The following is a 17,138-nucleotide window of genomic DNA, read 5'->3' on the forward strand; positions in this document are numbered from 1 at the left end:
GCGAGGACGTCGTCCGCGCCCGGATGCACGCCGACGTCGACGCCCCTGACAAGGTCGTCTACGGGCTGACGTTCCGGCAGCTGGCGATCCTCGCCGTCGCCGCCGTCATCAGCTACGGCGCCTGGCGGGCGCTGCACACCGTGCTGCCGATGCCGGTCTTCATCGGCGGGTTCGCCGTGCTCGGCGGGCTGGTCTTCGGGCTCGCTGTCGGGCGCCGCGACGGGCTGCCCCTCGACGTGTGGCTCCTGGCCGGGCTGCGGCACTCCCGCGCCCCGCGAGCGCTCACCACCACGGCCACCACCGCCGAAACCCCCGACTGGATCGACGCATCCGCGGGCAGGATGCCCCTGCCGGCGCCGCTGCAACTGCCCGCCGACGCGATCGGCGACGACGGGCAGATCAGCCTCGGCGGAACCAAGGCGGCGGTGGTCGCCGCGACCAGCGTCAACCTCGCACTGCGCACCGCCGACGAGCAGGCCGCCCTGATCGACACGTTCGGGCGGTGGCTCAACTCCCTCTCAACGCCGACGCAGATCGTGGTGTCGGCGCAGCCGGTCGACCTGGCCTCCTCCGCCCGCACCCTCGCGCGGGCCGCCGACCGGCTGCCCCACGCCGCGCTCGCCTCGGCGTGCACGGACCACGCCGAGTTCCTCGCCGACCTGGCCGAGCGCCGCGACCCGCTGCGCCGGCAGGTCCTCATCGTTACCCGCACCAGCGGCGGGGAACGCGGCGAGCAGACCAGGCACGCGGCCCGCCGCCGCGCCGACGACACCGTCCGAGCCCTGTCCGGGCTCGGCATCACCACCCGCACCCTCGACGGCCCAGCCGTCACCGCCGCCCTCGCCGCGGCAGCCGACCCCTACCGGCCACCGCGGCCCGGCGGACTCGCCGCCCCCGACGCGGTGATCACCGGACCTGCGGCCGGCAGCCGGAAACCCCGATCAGACAGGGACAAGCCGAAGGAGAAACCATGAAACGCCACCCCAAACTCCGCCTGACAGGCCCGGCGACCCGCCGCCGCACGGACGCCGCGGCGCTGCCGCCCACCGCAGGTGTCGCCGCCGCCGTCGCCCCAGCATCCGTGGAGGTCACCCCACGGATGCTGCGGGTTGGCGACGGCTACACCGCCACTCTCGTCGTCACCGGCTACCCCGCCGAAGTCGGCCCGGCCTGGCTGGAACCGCTGCTGTCCTGGCCCGGCCGCCTCGACCTGGCCCTGCACATCGACCCGCTCCCGGCGCCGATCGCTGCGAAACGGCTGCGCACCCAACGCGCCCGCTTCGAATCCAGCCGCCGCGCCGACGTCGAGAAGGGCAAGCTCACCGACCCCACCGTTGAGGCGGCGGCCGACGACGCCGCCGACCTCGCCGAACGCCTCGCCCGCGGCGCCGCGAAGCTGTTCCGCGTCGGCCTGTACTTGACGGTCCATGCCCGGACCGGGGTCGAGCTCCTCGACGCCTGCGCCCAGGTGAAGGCCGCCGCCGCGTCCACGATGATCGAGGTCCAGCCGGCGACGTGGCGGCACCTGCCCGGCTGGACCACCACCCTGCCCCTGGCCTCCGACAGCCTGCAGATGCTGCGCACCATGGACACCCAGGCACTCGCCGCCGCGTTCCCGCTCGCCTCGGCGGACCTGCCGGCGCCACTGCCTGGCGACCCGGCCACCACCGGCGGCGTGCTGTATGGGATCAACCCCGATTCCTCCGGCATCGTGTGGTGGGACCGGTGGACGCAGGAGAACCACAACTGCGTCGTCCTGGCCCGAAGCGGCGCGGGCAAGTCGTACTTCGTCAAGCTCGACGTCCTGCGCAACCTGTACCAGGGCGTGCAGGTGTCCATCGTGGACCCCGAGGACGAATACCTCCGCCTCGCCGACGCCGTCGGCGGCACCGTCGTACGGCTCGGCCAGACCGGCGTGAAGATCAACCCCCTCGACCCGCCGGCCGGGGACACCCGCCCCGACGCCCTCACCCGCCGTGGCCTGTTCCTGCACACCCTGGTCAGCGTGCTGCTCGGGCAGCAGCCGCCACCGACCGAACGCGCCGCCCTCGACCGGGCGATCCTGGCCACCTACCGCCAGGCCGGCATCACCGCCGACCCGGCCACCCACACCCGGGCAGCCCCACTCCTGGCTGATCTCGCCGCCACGCTGCGCGGCGACGACGACCCGGCCGCCGGGCAGCTCGCCGCTCGGCTCGCGCCCTGGGTCGACGGGTCGTTCGCCGACCTGTTCAACGGCCCCTCTACGACCCGCCCCGACGGGCACCTCGTGGTGTGGTCGCTGCGGCACCTGCCCGACGAGCTGCGCGCCGTCGGCACGCTCCTCGCCCTGGACTGGATCTGGCGCAGCATCGACGCCCCTGGCACCCCCGAGGCCCACCGTCTCGCCACCCGACGTCTCGTCGTGGTCGACGAGGCGTGGCTGCTCATGCGCGACGGTGAAGGCGCCCGGTTCCTGTTCACCATGTCCAAGGCCGGCCGCAAGCGCAACGCCGGCTTGACAGTCATCACCCAGGACGTCGCCGACTTGCTCGGCACCGACCTTGGCCTCGCTGTCGTGTCGAACGCGGCGACGCAGATCCTGCTCAAGCAGGCACCGCAGGCCATCGACGCGGTCGGTGATGCGTTCGGGCTGACGGTCGGGGAACGGCGGATGCTCCTCGCAGCCCGCACCGGCCACGGCCTGTTGATCTCCGGCACCAACCGGACCGCGTTCGAATCGATCGCCTCGACAGCGGAGCACGCCCTCGCGACGACGAAGCCGAGCGACCTGCTCGAGCTCGACAACTCAGACGACCCAGACGTCGAGGGGGAGGAGCTGTTGTGAGCCCGCCGGACCCCGGCGGGACCACAGCGTGGATCCTCGCCGGTCCCACCCCCGCGCCGCCGGCGCCCAGCCCATCCGGGCCGGGCGCCGGTGTCGTTTCCCCACCCCCGACACCATCGCTGTCACCGGTCGCCGGGTGGCTGATCGACGCCGTGCACTGGGCGGTCGACCGGCCGTGGCTGCTTGCCGTGGCCGCTGCGCTGCTCGTGGTGTGGGTCGCCGGTCGCAACCTCCTGGACGGGTGCCGGCACGCCCACCACACCGACGGGGCACGGCTCGTCAGCATTGCCCCACCACCCGAGGTCGACGAACACAGTGCTGCCGCGCTGTGGGCCAACCTGCACGGCACGCTCACCCCGTCGCGGCGGCGCCGGCTGCTGTACGGGTCGCCGCACGTCGTGTGGCAGTACACCTGGACCGGCCGGCAGCTGCTGATCTCGGTGTGGGTGCCGGGCACCGTGCCGCGCGGCGCGGTCGAGGCAGCGATCCGGGCCGCCTGGCCCGGCGCGGCCACCACCACCGACGACACCCCGCCACCACCGCTCCCTCTCGACACCGCCGCGGCGGTCGGTGGGCACCTGCTGCCCCAGGCGGCGGAGTGGCTGCCGTTCAACACCGACCACGACGCCGACCCGCTGCGTGCCCTGATGTCCGCGGGTGCCCAGCTGCGGCCCGGCGAGTACGCGACGGTGCAGATCCTCGCCCGGCCCGCGCCGCCGCGCCGGACGGCCCGGGCCCGCCGCGCCGCCGGCCGGCTCCGCGACGGCAGGACCGCCGTCCCGGCGGTCAACCCGGCCACGCCGGTGCTGTGGCTGCTCGAGGTCTTCCAGACCGGACCCTCCGCCCGGCGCGGCACCACGTCCGGCGGCGTGCAGCGCCGCGATCCCCAGGTCGAACGCGACGTCCGCGCGATCCTCGACAAGACCGCGCAACCGCTGTGGACCACCGGCATCCGCTACGCCGTCGCGGACACCAGCCACCGTGGAGGTTCCCGCCCGGAGAGCCGGCTGCGGGGGATTGCTGACGCGGTTGCGTCCAGTTTCGCTGTCTACGCCGCCCGGAACCGGCTCGCGCACCGGGCCCGGATGCCGCGACCCGTGGCGGTGCTCGCCGCCCGGCGGCTCGGCGCCGGGTTCCTCGTGTCCAGGGATGAGCTCGCGGTGCTGGCGGCGTTGCCGCTGGATCTGGCGGTGCCGGGGCTGGACCGGGCCCGGGCCAAGTCGATGCCGGCGCCGGTCGCGGTGCCCAGCGGCGGCCGCGGCGTGAAGGTCCTCGGCGACGCGGAGGTCGGCGGCCATGGCGTCGGGCTATCCGTGCCCGACGCGCGGTACCACGTGCACATGGTCGGCTCGACCGGCTCGGGCAAAACCACGCTGCTGGTGAACATGGCCGTCGATGACATCAAGGCCGGCCGCGGCACGGTGGTCATCGACCCGCACGGCGACATGGTCCTGGACATCCTGGACCGGCTCCCGGCGAACGTCGCCGGGAGGGTGGTGCTGTTCGACCCAGACCAGCCCAACCCGCCCACCCTCAACCCCCTCGAAGGCGACGATCCGGACCTGGTCGTGGACAACCTCGTCTCCATCTTCGGCAACATCTTCGCCAAAGCGTGGGGACCCCGGATGGACGACGTCATGCGGGTCGCCTGCCTGACCCTGCTGCGGCACGCGAACGTGACCCTGCAGCACATCCCGCCCCTGTTGAACTCGGCACAATTCCGCTCGGAGATGACCGTCGACCTCGACGACCCGGCCGGCCTGTCCGGGTTCTGGCAGTGGTACGACGAGCTCAACCCGGCCCTGCGCTCCCAGGTCATCGGCCCCGTCCTCGCGAGGCTGCGCGCGTTCCTGCTGCGGGACTTCGTCAAACGCACCATGCGCTACCCGAAGTCGAGCTTCGACATGGGCCAGGTTTTGGACGGCGGTGCCCTGCTCGTCCGTATCCCGAAGGGTCAGCTGGGGGAGGACACCACCCGGCTGCTCGGCTCGCTCGTCCTGGCGCAGGTGTGGCAGGCCGCCACAGCCCGCGCCACCATCGCCCCCGACAAACGCCGCGACGCCACCCTGATCATCGACGAGGCGCAGAACTTCCTGACCCTGGCCAACTCGCTGGATACGATGCTTGCCGAGGCCCGCAAGTACCGGCTATCCCTGGTCTTGTCCCACCAGGACCTGGCTCAGTTCCCCAAGGACCTCCTCGCCGCGGCGAGCTCCAACGCGCGGAACAAGGTGTACTTCACCTGCGCTCCCGAAGACGCGCGGGTTCTGGGCCGGCACACCCTGCCCGAGCTCGACGAGCACGACCTGTCCCACCTCGACGCCTACACCGCCGCCGCTCGCCTCGTCGTGGCCGGCCGGCAGACCCCGGCGTTCACCCTCAAGACCAGGCCACCGAAGCCGGTCGTAGGTGAGGCCCTCGCCATCCGGCAGGCCGCCGCCGCAGCGGTCCCGCCGCAGGACACCAGTGCCATCGACGACCTCGTCGAACGACTGACCCGCAAACCCGACGACGGGCGCCGCCGGCCCAAGCAGCCCAAGCGGTGAAATGACTGTCAGCGCGTGTCGCGCACCGGCTCGTCGACCGGTTCGTCCCGCGGCTCATCACCCCTCACCGCCGTGACCTGGCAAACCATGCCTGACCTGCGCTGTCACTGCAGGACGTGGCCCTGACAACGGCCGATCTGACCGTCCTCGCCGGCCAGACACCCCTCCCAACGAGGGGTCCCCCTTCCCCCAAGGAGACCAACACCGATGTCCTCGTCCGACGCTCGACTCCTCAGTTCCGGTCCTGCCTCACCCCTCACTCCTCGGCTTCGCTCCTCCACTGCTCCGTCCCGGTCCGCCTCAGCTGCCCGTGCCCGGCCAGCTTCCCGTTCCCGGTCCCGTTCTGGATCTGGTTCCCGCTTCTGCTCTGGTGGTGCTCGATGACCGTCTCCCGCGTTCCGCCCGCCTCCACCCGGCCCGACCCGTTCGCCGTGTTCCGTCGTATCGTCCCGCGTGACCGTGCCCTGCTCGCACTGCTCGCCGAGCACTACCTGCTGTCGACCCCGCAGATCGCGGCCGCGTTCTTCGACGGCCTGCGTACCGCCCAACGGCGGCTGACCGTCCTGCACCGCCTCGACGTGCTGCACCGCTTCGCCCTGGCCAACCCCGGCCACACCGCCGTGCCCTACCTGTATGCGCTCGGACCGGTCGGGCTGCAGATGTTCCCAACCGTCTACAACGACCCCGACCTCGCCCACACCAAAGCACCCCGAACCTCCCTGGAACGGGCCCGGCGCATCGCCGCCAGCAACAAGGCCGCCCACCTGATCGGCGCCAACCAGTTCTTCATCGACCTCATCACCGCCACCCGCCACCAGCCCGGCGCTGAACTGCTGCGCTGGTGGTCCGAACAGCACGCCACCAACGTCTACAGCCACGCCGGCATCCGCCCAGACGGGCACGGCATCTGGCAGGCCGAAGGCCGCACCGTCGGCTTCTTCGTCGAACACGACAACAGCACCGAGAACCTCGCCCGGGTCATCGCGAAACTCCGCGGCTACGCCCGCCTCGCCACCTTCGGGCCCCGCTACCCGGTCCTGCTGTGGGTACCCAGCCCCGACCGCGAGACCAACCTCCTGCGAGTCCTCGCCGGAATCGACACCGCCATGCCGATCGCCACCGCCGTACACAACCCCGACCCCGCCGGCCGGGTCTGGACCCTCGCCGCTGATCTGCCGTCAAGCCCCGGCCGCCGCTACCGGCTGCACGAACTGCCGTCCGATCACGGCCCACACTCGGCGACGAACCCCGGCCGGTACCTCGACGACGACTGACCACCGCCGAAGCCGCCTGTGACTGACCGCTGTGGTTGGCCGGGTTGAGCGCGGTAGTTGGCCGCCGAGGCTACTGCCGAACAGCAGCAGCATGGCGGCTCCCACTGTGTTGGTCAGCTGTGGTCCGGTGAGACGTTGTGCGATAGATGGCACTTGTGCGCGATAGATGGCACTGTCTGTCGGGTCGTGGGGTCACATCCCGAGCTAGGTGTCCGGTCCCCGCGAGGGCGGCGGAATCTCAGGCAGCCGGCAGGCTACTCGTCGTAATCTCGTACGGCATGGCGACTACGGTCCAAGATGTGCGCCTATGCAGGGAATGGCGTCACAGGAGACCTGGCGATTCTCAATGGATCACTGGTTGTCGGACGGGCTTGCTTGCTCACGGGTGCCGATGAGAGGTCGGCCTTAACCCAGGACTCGCGGTCACGCTGTGTAGCGCCGATGGTGATGTTCCCGACCGCTGCGCTTCCGGAGCTGGCCGATGAGCGGGTGCGGCCAGGGAGGGTGCTGGATCAGCCGGCGTCGGGGGCCTTGTGGTGACGGCCTCTGCGGTGGCGCAATGCCGCACGGCCCAAGCCAGCCACAACCAGCACTAGCGGCAGCACCACGAGGCCGATGCCGTTGAACGGACTGTCCGGCCAGGCCTCCGTGGCATGCGCCGAGCTGACCCGTGCGCGGACGTACCTGGGCTGCTTGGCGATGCTATTGAGTCGCACATCGACAATGCGAGTGCCGTCATCACCAACAAAGTCCGCACGACACTCGCTGAGCTCCGTACATCGGACATTCTCCACACGACCTGGGATGCCGCGGTGCGAGGCCCGGACGCCATCGAGCTCATGCGGGACGAAACCGACGGCCAGCGCCACAACAAGGCCACCGACCAGCAGCCCGACCAGCCCGACGAGAAACCACATGGCAACGACATCAACCCTGGTCTCGGACCACCCGTGTTTCCCCACGCCACCATCATGCGACCTCGACACTCGCGGCCCCCGCGGCCCCTTCTCCGAAGGGCGACGACCAGACGCGACTCTGCAAAGTCCTCTGGTGCATCACCTTCTGCCGCCGACTGAGCGCGCCAAGCTGCCCGATGCCATTACGATCCGTGACCAGCATCCGGGGCTAACCGCACCCTGATCTGGCCGATGAGAGGGCGTCGCGCCCGCTGTCGTGCCGATGTGAGTTCGCCGAGAAGTGGCCGTGGGCGCCGGCCTGGTCGCGCAAGTCTTGCATGGCGACCGTACTTCTCGGCGATGTGCGGGCCTGCTGGCAGACGCTGATTGTAGGCGGGCTACAGGTTGTTGATTCGGGCCAGCAGCTCTGCCTCGGTCAGGTTTTCCAGGACCGCGTCCTGCTTGCGGCCCAGGACTGCCAGCAGCTTTTCCTTCTCCAGTTTCTTGGCTGCCGCTGCCTTCGCCGCCTCGTCCTCCGCGAGGCGGACGGCGATGACGTGCTTGACGACCTCCAGCTTGGTCTCCAGGGTTGCCTTGGCCGGGTTGGTCTCGGTGGCCACGAACGACTCGGTGTCGATGGCCTTGAGTTCGGTGTTGACCGCCTTGGCCACGTCATCGAGGCTGAAGCCGGACTTGGCGGTCAGTGGAAGCTCCCACAGCTGTTCCGTGGTCAGCAGTCCCTTGGCCGACGGGTAGCGGAACTTCTCCCGCGTGGCCTTTTCGAAAATGGTCACGATGGCCTCTCTCCGGTTTTCGGGGTCGGGAATCAGAACTGGATACTGATGAGGTGGCGTCGGCCGCCGGTCATGGTCACCTTGGCGAGCACAGAGCTGCGGACCGTGGAGCTGAAGCCCAGGCCGGACAGCTGATCCGGCGACGGCTCGCACTTGGTGCGATCGCCGAGAACCTCGAACACCTTGCGGTGCGGTTGCAGGTCGCCGCGGAGGAACTCGTTGTAAATTCCCCGGGTCGGCTGGTCGTTCGCGCACCCTTTCAGGATGAAGAAGTAGTGGCGGTTGCCGACCTCGCCGTCGTCGAAGTAGTTCGGCGAGTACATGATGGTGGACACCGGCACGAACTGTTCGGTGGTGATTCCCCACAGTTCCTTGCCTGCACTGCCCGCCTGCATGTCCTTCCCAGGCCGGAAAGCGGCGATCACCTCGCCGGCGACCGTCATCCGGCCCACCTCGACGGTCTCCTTGTGACCGACCGCCCGCTCGTGGCTGTAATGCTCGATCTTCCCGTTACTCTCGGTCTCGATCACGAAGCCGAACGCGGTGTTGTCCCGCTTACTGAACTGGTTCACCTCGATCCGGTACTCGCCGTCGGGGACGTTGCCGGTCCAGGTGACGTTCTCCACCGGCTCGCGGGAGAACGGCCCGCTCGCGTTCATGTCGACGTCCAGCTTGTTGCGCTTGTCCTTGTACCAGATGTGGTCGCCGTTGGGTTCGAACACGTGCAGGTCGAGGTCGTCGTGGTTGAACCAGGACAGGCTCACCCGCAGCTTGCCGGTGACGTTGCCGCCGGCCCGCTTGACCTTCTCCTTGATCGAGTCGGTGACATTGCCGTTGTAGGACCAGCCGAAATCGTTGTCCCAGGTGAACAGCCGCGGGGCGGCCGGGTGCCGGCCGGTGGTGAGACTGACGAAATTCGGTTCGTGGCTGTTGGCCACCCACAGGTCGATGGTCGCAGCGCCGGGCAGGATGTCTTTCATGAAGGTGACCACGGGAATCTCCTCCGGCTTCGCGTCACGAAGGCGCGCACCTGCCGGTCCCGTGGTGGCCGCCTGCATGAGCAGCCCTTCGATGCCGTCCTTCATCCGCGACTGTGTGTCGTTGTCGACCCACAGCACGTTGGTGACCGACACGTCGGACAGTCGGGCGAACCGTCGCTGCAACGACTCCTCGATGCCCAACTCGTCGATGGTCTTCATCGCAGCCTTGACCATGGCCGGGGTGATCAACGCCGTGGAGCGCCGGTAATTCTGCGGTGCCACCTTCGACTCGAACGACCGGACCGCCTGCTCCAGGTCGACGCCCGCGGACAGATCCTGGACGAGGGTGCCGATCACCGTGTTGCGGAACCGGGCCGCCGGGTTCATGGCGTTGGCGAAAATGAACGCCTGTCCGTCGGTCGCCTTCGTCCACCGGTTCTGCAATGACCGGAACTCGGTCACCGCCCGACGATGCTCCGTGCCGCGGTAGAGGGCGTTGTCGTCGATGAGGTCGACGACGGTGTCCAGAGCGTGCTGGGTCAGCTCGGCCAGGCCACGCTGGAACACCTGCACCGCGGCGTCGAAGGTGCCCCGTGCCGCGCCGACGTCTGTGATGCGATGCCGCTTCTCCACCCGGCCGTGCAGGTGGTGCCACACCTCGACCTGGCCGTCGCGCAGCGTCCGGGTCGTCCTCGTCCCGTACTGCGCCTCGGTGGACCGGAAAATGGTGGACAACGGCAGCGTGCTGACGAATTCGTCCATTGCGGCGGCGACGACGGAGAAGACCGGGTCAGATACAGACACCCCGGACCAGACGGAGCGGACCTGTCCGTTGTGGATCTCGACGACGTTGCCGAAGTTCTTGATGAACCCGCGGCAGGTCGAGCAGTCGTACTCGGACCGCTCGCGGAACCGGAGATTGGTGCCGGCAGGGAAGGAATCGAGAAAGGTGAGCCAGAGTGAGTCCCGGTCGAGACCGTCGCCGACGACGTACAACTCGCCCCTGGACATCGCGGACAGACGTGAAGTCACATCCGTCACGAACTGCTGGAAATCGCCCACTGCGCCAACCTCCTTGATCACCGGAGATCCTACGAAGTGCCCGCAATCGGAGAAACGCATTTCCGGCTGTCCGCACGGTCACGGACGGACAGCCGGTGGCCGGCCGTCAGTCGAACGGATTCGCGTACGGCGGCAGGGTGCCGAGCCGGCGGTCAGCAGTTCCGCCAGTTGGCCGGTGGCACCGTTGAGCAGATCCCGGCTCACGCCATGGTTGCCTTCCCGGGCACCGGCAGGCCTGGGTGGTCGGGGCATGCTCCGCATGATGATTTTCCTCGTCACCAACAACTCCGCCGACTCTGCGAGGAGACCGGTGTCCTCGCGCCCGAACTACGTGCCGAGATCGAGCGGGTCGCCTGAGACCTGACCCGAGTAGCGGATCTCGAACAACTTCTCAAGCACTCCGGGCTCGCACCGAGGGACCGTGTGAACGCGCGCTTGATCAGGTGCTCGCTCAGCCGCAGGTCACGCGCGTCGGCCCTTGGCGAGTTCGTGACTTTCGGTAGCCGACCACCCAGCCCTCATCGGCGGTGGGAGACGCACCATCATGCCGATGTGCGTGCGTTGCGCGGGTACCGCGCCATACGATTCGCTGTCCAGTTTGGTGCTTACGGGCGCATCACCGCGACAGCCTCCTCGGGGCGCCCCTGGCGGATGAGTAGCTTCGCGAGCTGAAATCGCACCCACCTCTCTCGGGCCGGCAGGAGCACGGCAACCGCCTCGTCCAATTGCCCGGCGTCGGCCAGCAGTCCGGCCAGGCGGACACGTGCGTACCCGGTAAGTGCGTCCGAATCGGCCCGCAGGTCGGCGATTGCCTGCTCGGTCCGGCCGCACGCTACGAGCACCTCGACCCGCTCCGCCCGCTGGTCGGACGGGTCCAGTCTGCCCTGCGCGGCGACGTCCTCGATGACCGCGAGCGCATCGTCCGGCCGGCCCTGCCCGACCAGCAACATGCACAGCGGACGGATGAGGCATTCGGGGTCTGCCATCGCGGCCGGGCGCAACACCGTGATCGCCTCGTCGGCCCGGCCGTGCCGGGCCAGCAGGTCTGCGAGGGTCGCCGCCACATTCGTGTCGCCTGCTGCGGCGAAGGGCGACAGCACCGCCACGGCCTCCTCGACCCGTCCCTGCTCCTCGAACAGTTCAGCCAGGCGGTAGGCTCCGTACTCTTCGCCGTCACCAGCAACGAAGCCGGCCAGCCCGGCCGGGTCGTGCCGGGCCAGGATGTCGGCCACCTGCTCCGCGTGGTTGACGTAGTACGCGTAGCCACCGCGAAGGCTCGACAGCAGCAGGGTCACCGCCTCGTTCGCCCGGCCCTGCCGCTCCAGCACAGTGGCCAGGAAGCCCTCGAACTGCTGGTCCCCGGCATCGGCGAACGGCCGCAGCAACTCCGCCACCTCGTCATCGCGGCCCAGGCCCGCGGTCAGCTCCACCAACGCCCCGGCGAGATACCAGTCGGCGAGGCCCGGACGCAGCACCGTGAACATCTCGTCGATGCGCCCCTGCCCCGCCAGCAACTCCGCGAGCCGTACCACCGCGAGCCGCTCACCGGCATCGGCAAGCGGGCGAACGAGTTCGATCGCCGCGTCGACCGTCCCCCGCTCCGCGAGGATGTCGGCGATCCGCTCTACTGCGACCCACCAACTGGTCCCGGCGAACGGACGGTATGCCTCGACGGCCGCGTCCCCATGACCGCGCGCCCACAGCAGTCGACCCAACGCGTCAGCACAGTGGAAGTCGCCGCGCTCAGCCTCCTGTCGTACCAACTCGATGTGACCGTGCCCGACCAATGCGGCTGCCAGGTCCGACGGAAGCCATCCGTCATCGGTCCGGTAACGGCGACCAAGCTCCTCGGCATCCATGAGGACGCACTCTAGTGATCACGACGATAAGGAAGCCCCACCTGGACCTTGCCGATCCGCTCGCAGGTCGCCGACAGAGATCACGTGCACGCTCATGCCGCGATCCGGTGCGCCCAGGTTCAGACCAAACGGCGGTGCGGCCAAGGTGGTGACTCACGGTCACGGCCGCGCAGGCAGGTGACCTGTGGGTGGGTCCGATTATGGGCTCCGCCGGCAGCGGTCGATGCATCGAATCCGCCAGCATCACCGAGAATCCTGACCAGCCAAGTCTCGCTGTACTGTCGAAGTCCAGCTCACGGGCACCGACCGATGACATGCTCCTCGGGACATCGAGCCACGTTGCATCTTGTTGACGCGACAGCCGGAGCCGGGACCGCCTTGTTCGTCTCCATCTACTTGCCGCAGGCCAGCTCGCCGCATGGTTATCCGACATGGTTTCTGAGACCGGGCAGTCGGTACGCCACTGCGTCCAGAAAGTCGGCTGGTAGCCGACGCACAGCCGGGCCGGGTTGTCAGTCACGTTCAGTGGCAGCCGATTGTCGGTCGGCACGCGTATGGTGTGCGCCTACGGCGGCAAATGGGCGCAACTCGCGGGGTACGGGCCTGAGCTTCACGAGCGGGTTCTACGCGGCTCGTGGTTCTACGTACGCGACCGGCGAGCGTTCAGGGCGGCGCTGACGGAGTCAATGGGCGTCTTGGTCGGTGCCGTTGAGCAGGTTGACGAGTCCGTTGGGTGCGTTGTCGCCGAAGATGAGGTCGATGGTCTCGTGCGCGGCGACCGCTTCGGCCTCGCTGCGGGTGAACATCACTTCTTCGTACGCGGCGAGGGCGGCCTCGACGTCGCCGGGGTGTGCGGCGATCGCCTGGCCGAGTTCGGCTCCGTCGAGCATGGCGATGTTCGCGCCTTCGCCGCCGGGGACGGTCACGTGTGCGGCGTCGCCGAGCAGTGTCACGCCGGGGATGCGGGCCCATCGGTGGCGGTCGGGGAGCTGGTGGATGCTGCGCAGGGTCGGTGTCGTGTCGGCGTCGGTGATCAGGGCGGTCAGTTCGGGTGCCCATCCTTCGAACTCGGCCGCGATCCGCGTCTTCGTGGTGTCGGCGTCGGTGAAGTCGATGTCGGCGAACCATTCGACCGGCCGGTTGAGCACGACGTAGGTGTGGATGGTGTTGTTGGCTTCGCGGTGGGCGAGGAATCCCTTGCCGGGGATGAGCGCGTACATGGCGCCGTCGCCGACCGCCTTGGCCGCGTCGGGGTGGCGGTCGTCGACGTCGTGCAGGTAGGTGTCGATGTAGCTCATGCCCGCGTACGTCGGTTTCTCGTCCGACAGCAGTGCTCGTACCCGCGACCAGGTCCCCTCGGCGCCTACGAGAATCTCGGTGGTGACTGTCGAGCCGTCCGCGAAGGCGAGCTCGTGTTGGCCCCCGCCGAGGGCAGTGGCCGCGACGAGCTTCTTGCCCCACTGCACGGTGCCGGGCGGCAGTGACTCGAGCAGGATGCGCCGGATGTCGCCGCGCAGCGCTTCGGGCCGGGTCATGGAACCGTCGTCGGGGACCTCGGCGAGCAGCGTGCCCTGTTGGTCGAGGATTCGCTGTGCTGCACCGCCTGCGTGGATGATCGCGCGGTATTCCTGGGTGAGCCCGGCGATCGCGAGGGCGCGCTGGCCGTTGTGTTCGTGCAGGTCGAGCTGGCCGCCCTGGGTGCGAGCCTGGGCTGAGGCCTCAGCGTCGTAGACGGTGACCGGGACGTCGTGCAGGTGCAGGACGCGGGCGAGTGTGAGGCCGCCGAGGCCGGCGCCGACGATCGTGACGGGAGTGGTCATGTCGGTCCTTTCGAAGAAGTTTGGACCGTCGGTCCAATTCCAAGATTGGACCGCTGGTCCAGCTGTGTCAAGATGGTGGACATGACCGTCCCCGCGCCGCGAAACACCAGGCGTAGCGATGCGCTGTCCCGGGACCGCATCGTCGAGGCGACCGTTGCGGTGCTCGACGCGACGGGAGAGGCGGGCCTGACGGTCCGCGCGCTGACGGCTCACCTCTCGACCGGCCGCGGCGCGATCTATCACCACGTTGCCAACAAGGAGGAGCTGCTCGCCGCGGCCGCGGACGACATCGTGGGACGGGTGACGGCGGGAGCCGGCGACGACGAAGACCCCGAGCGGGCCATCCGTGCCCTGGCGCTCGGGATCTTCGACGCGATCGACGCGCACCCGTGGGTCGGGACCCAGCTCTCCCGCGAACCATGGCAACCCGCGGTCTTGCGGATCTGGAAGAGTGTCGGGTCGCAGCTGCAGCGCCTCGGCGTGCCCGGGCCGGCCCGGGCGGACGCCGGAGCAGCGTTGGTCAACTACGTCCTCGGCGCGGCAGCGCAGTACGCCGCCGGGGCCCGGCGGGTGACCAGCGACGCGGATCGCAAGGCATACCTGGAGACTCTGGCGGCACAATGGGCGCAACACGACCCGGACCCGATCGTGCAGGACGCAGCCTCGCAACTGCACGAACATGACGACCGTGAGCAATTCCTCGCCGGAGTGGACATCTTCCTGACCGGCATCACCACCCGCAGATAAGCGTCGCGTTCCAGATCCCACATCCAATGCCTCGGCCGCCACCCTCCGTCGGTCTGTCTCTTTGTGGCTGTCCCTGGAGATCAGCCCGCGCTGTTGTTCCCACCTCGGGGTACCGCAGCCATATGCGGGGACGTCGATCCAGGCTTTGGCAGGTCACGTGGAACAACCCGATCGCTTACCCTTTGTCTGGTTCCATATCTTGATCACCTCGGGCGTCGGCATGAGCACCACGCGGCACTTGCGCCGCTTCAGGTAGGCGGCTACCTCGGCCGAGAGTGCTACGTTGCCGCGCTGGGCGCTGCCGATGATCAGGCGTCCTGATCCCGCTGCCTGCTCGCACACGTACCTGGCCTCCTGAACCGAGATTATGTGCGAGGTGCCGTAGACCGCCTTTGAGAGCTTCTTCTTCCGCTTCGTCACCTGCCGTCGAGGGCGGATGACGACGTCGTGCTCGACGATGGTTCCGTCGATCGTGATCGAGCCGAACGCGGTTGTGTCGATGCGCGCCGTCATCGCTGACCTCCAGGACAAGCGGCTGACCACCCTGCCCCTGATACGAACAGCGCACGTTGGCGAGGATCGGCGCTACCTGTCGGCCAACCACAGGGCTCAGCCGGGGCAAACCATCGCGCTCAGTCCCAGCCGGCGCGTAAGCCGCCGGAGTGGCAGGCTCACAGGGCAGGTCGGCGCCAGGACGCGCGGCGTCCACCACGCTGCGGGGTCGCACCCACGACAGTCGCCGTCAGCGATCGCCACGTACAAGATCATTTGTGAGCGTGCTGTCGTCTCACCGCGACATCACGCACTGCCCGGCCTGACCGCTCACCGCCGCTCACAGCGCAGGTCAACGCCCACATCGGGGTGATCAGACGCTGCCGCGTGCTGTGAGCGCAGGCCGCTACCGTTCACGGCACAACATCACACCCATATATCGCTCCACCCGGTTCGGTCCCACCTGAGGGACACTCGCCGCACCTCCCGGTGCCTGTCACCCACCCGCCCTCACGGGCCGGTCGGTACCCGCACCGCGCGGCGACCTCCCAGGTCGCATCGACCGCCAGCACAAGCCGCACCACCCGGCACCACCCCACCGGCGCAGTCCGGTCCCAGCTTCGCGCCCGCGCGAGCGCCACCCACGTTCGCTGAACCGACCCATGCACCCGGTGGGCCGGTCGCTGCTGCGTGCGCGTAGGCGCCCACAACCGAGGAGGTCCTCTCATGGCCATGAACCGCATCAAGCTGGTCGCGAACCCGGCCACCAGTTCGAGCCGGAGCTCCAGCCCCAACGGTGCCACCCCGGCCGCGACCACTCAGCCGGTTCCAACGGTCCGCGTCATGATCGTCTGTGTGCCGGACGGTCTGCCTGGTGAGGCACTCACCAGCCGTCAGCTCGACAAGCACTTCGGTGTCTCCGGCACTCTCTCACCGCGCTTCTGGGCCACGCCCAGCATGTGGATGTGGCAGCGCAGCCAACTGGTCGACCCCCGCAAGGGCCACCCGACCTACTGCGCCGGAGGTCCGGTGAAGCTGCTCGACCTGGTCGGGATGCGTCACGCCGCTGGCGTCGGCGCTGGCGTGCGGTATCAGGTGTGGTCGCGCGTCGTGCAGGGCACCCGCCCGGCCACGCCGTGGCCGCAGCTGCTGCACCAGCACCTCACCGACCCGGCGAAGCTGTCCCTGCCCGATGCGATCGCCCGGTACAACAACCAGCCCCGCGTCATCGCGATGCGGATGCACAACGCCGTCACCTACGGCTCCGGCCGACTCGACCTCCGCGAACTGGAGATGTTCCAAGCCGGACCGGTGGCCTACCAGCACTACAGCGCCACCACGGCGCTCGCCGCTGACACCGTCATCACCGCCGACGGCAGCCGGCTGGCACCGGCCAGCGACGCGTTCGCCCACCGGGTGACCTACCTCGAGCAGGCCACCCGCTACCTCGAAAACATCGACGAGGAACAGCGGCTGCTCGCCGTCGCCCTCTGACACCACCGGCACCACCCACCGGAACCGGTCGGGGACAGCCACTGCCCACATCCCTGTACCCGGGGGACCTCGCAGTGTGCTGCCCGACCGGCTCCACCACGCACCAGCGCCAGGGCCGGCGCCGGTGCCCGCCACGTTGGACGGTCCACCCCAACGTGGCCAGCAGCCCGGCCTCCAGGCCAGAGTCCTGTCCGACCGGCTCCACCACGTTCCTGTGCCCGGTTGGGCGGTCCACTCCAACGGGACGCGCACCAGCCGGCCAGAGTCCCAGCCGATCCCCGGCCGCCCGGCGCCCCGGGCTGGGGCGCCGAACCAAGCCCGGCCAGCGCATCGGCCACCCTCTCCCT

At 69.2% G+C, this 17,138-nt stretch carries 12 protein-coding genes; 6 read left to right on the forward strand and 6 right to left on the reverse strand.

Annotated features, from left to right (window positions below; all coding sequences use genetic code 11):
- Positions 1-23 precede the first annotated feature (23 nt).
- The 4 genes from ABZS66_RS31480 to ABZS66_RS31495 all read left to right on the forward strand — a co-directional run bounded on the left by ABZS66_RS31480 (position 24) and on the right by ABZS66_RS31495 (position 6,647).
- Positions 24-974: a PrgI family protein gene (locus ABZS66_RS31480; RefSeq protein ID WP_354764040.1), complete on the forward strand. Its 951-nt coding sequence runs from the start codon at positions 24-26 to the stop codon at positions 972-974.
- Between the two features lie 125 nt (positions 975-1,099).
- Positions 1,100-2,827 (forward strand): DUF87 domain-containing protein, encoded by a 1,728-nt coding sequence (locus ABZS66_RS31485; RefSeq protein WP_354764042.1) that lies wholly within the window; start codon positions 1,100-1,102, stop codon positions 2,825-2,827.
- 119 nt (positions 2,828-2,946) lie between these two features.
- Positions 2,947-5,373: a type VI secretion protein gene (locus tag ABZS66_RS31490; protein WP_354764044.1), complete on the forward strand. Its 2,427-nt coding sequence runs from the start codon at positions 2,947-2,949 to the stop codon at positions 5,371-5,373.
- Positions 5,374-5,753: 380 nt separating this feature from the next.
- Positions 5,754-6,647 (forward strand): replication-relaxation family protein, encoded by an 894-nt coding sequence (locus ABZS66_RS31495; protein WP_354764006.1) that lies wholly within the window; start codon positions 5,754-5,756, stop codon positions 6,645-6,647.
- Between the two features lie 512 nt (positions 6,648-7,159).
- Here the strand turns inward: ABZS66_RS31495 and ABZS66_RS31500 are convergent.
- The 5 genes from ABZS66_RS31500 to ABZS66_RS31520 all read right to left on the reverse strand — a co-directional run bounded on the left by ABZS66_RS31500 (position 7,160) and on the right by ABZS66_RS31520 (position 14,058).
- Entirely contained in the window at positions 7,160-7,564 is a 405-nt protein-coding gene (locus tag ABZS66_RS31500) for a hypothetical protein (protein WP_354764008.1), read from the reverse strand.
- Positions 7,565-7,941: 377 nt separating this feature from the next.
- A complete protein-coding gene (locus ABZS66_RS31505) occupies positions 7,942-8,337 on the reverse strand; it encodes a hypothetical protein (protein WP_354764010.1) in 396 nt (131 codons plus the stop codon).
- A gap of 32 nt (positions 8,338-8,369) precedes the next feature.
- Positions 8,370-10,379 carry a hypothetical protein gene (locus ABZS66_RS31510; protein WP_354764046.1) on the reverse strand — a complete coding sequence of 670 codons (2,010 nt, stop codon included), beginning with the start codon at positions 10,377-10,379 and terminating at the stop codon, positions 8,370-8,372.
- A gap of 605 nt (positions 10,380-10,984) precedes the next feature.
- Entirely contained in the window at positions 10,985-12,238 is a 1,254-nt protein-coding gene (locus ABZS66_RS31515) for a hypothetical protein (RefSeq protein WP_354764012.1), read from the reverse strand.
- Between the two features lie 683 nt (positions 12,239-12,921).
- Positions 12,922-14,058 carry an NAD(P)/FAD-dependent oxidoreductase gene (locus tag ABZS66_RS31520; protein WP_354764014.1) on the reverse strand — a complete coding sequence of 379 codons (1,137 nt, stop codon included), beginning with the start codon at positions 14,056-14,058 and terminating at the stop codon, positions 12,922-12,924.
- Positions 14,059-14,139: 81 nt separating this feature from the next.
- Between ABZS66_RS31520 and ABZS66_RS31525 the strand changes: the two genes are divergently transcribed.
- Entirely contained in the window at positions 14,140-14,805 is a 666-nt protein-coding gene (locus ABZS66_RS31525; protein ID WP_354764016.1) for a TetR/AcrR family transcriptional regulator, read from the forward strand.
- Between the two features lie 153 nt (positions 14,806-14,958).
- On the opposite strand, the gene ABZS66_RS31530 is transcribed toward ABZS66_RS31525, so the two are convergent.
- A complete protein-coding gene (locus tag ABZS66_RS31530) occupies positions 14,959-15,318 on the reverse strand; it encodes an MTH938/NDUFAF3 family protein (RefSeq protein ID WP_354764018.1) in 360 nt (119 codons plus the stop codon).
- A gap of 834 nt (positions 15,319-16,152) precedes the next feature.
- Here ABZS66_RS31530 and ABZS66_RS31535 point away from each other — a divergent pair.
- Positions 16,153-16,791, forward strand: a complete 639-nt coding sequence (locus ABZS66_RS31535; protein ID WP_354764020.1) for a hypothetical protein — start codon at positions 16,153-16,155, stop codon at positions 16,789-16,791.
- Positions 16,792-17,138 lie beyond the last annotated feature (347 nt).

Source organism: Dactylosporangium sp. NPDC005572, assembly GCF_040605515.1.
Classification (GTDB): Bacteria; Actinomycetota; Actinomycetes; order Mycobacteriales; family Micromonosporaceae; genus Dactylosporangium.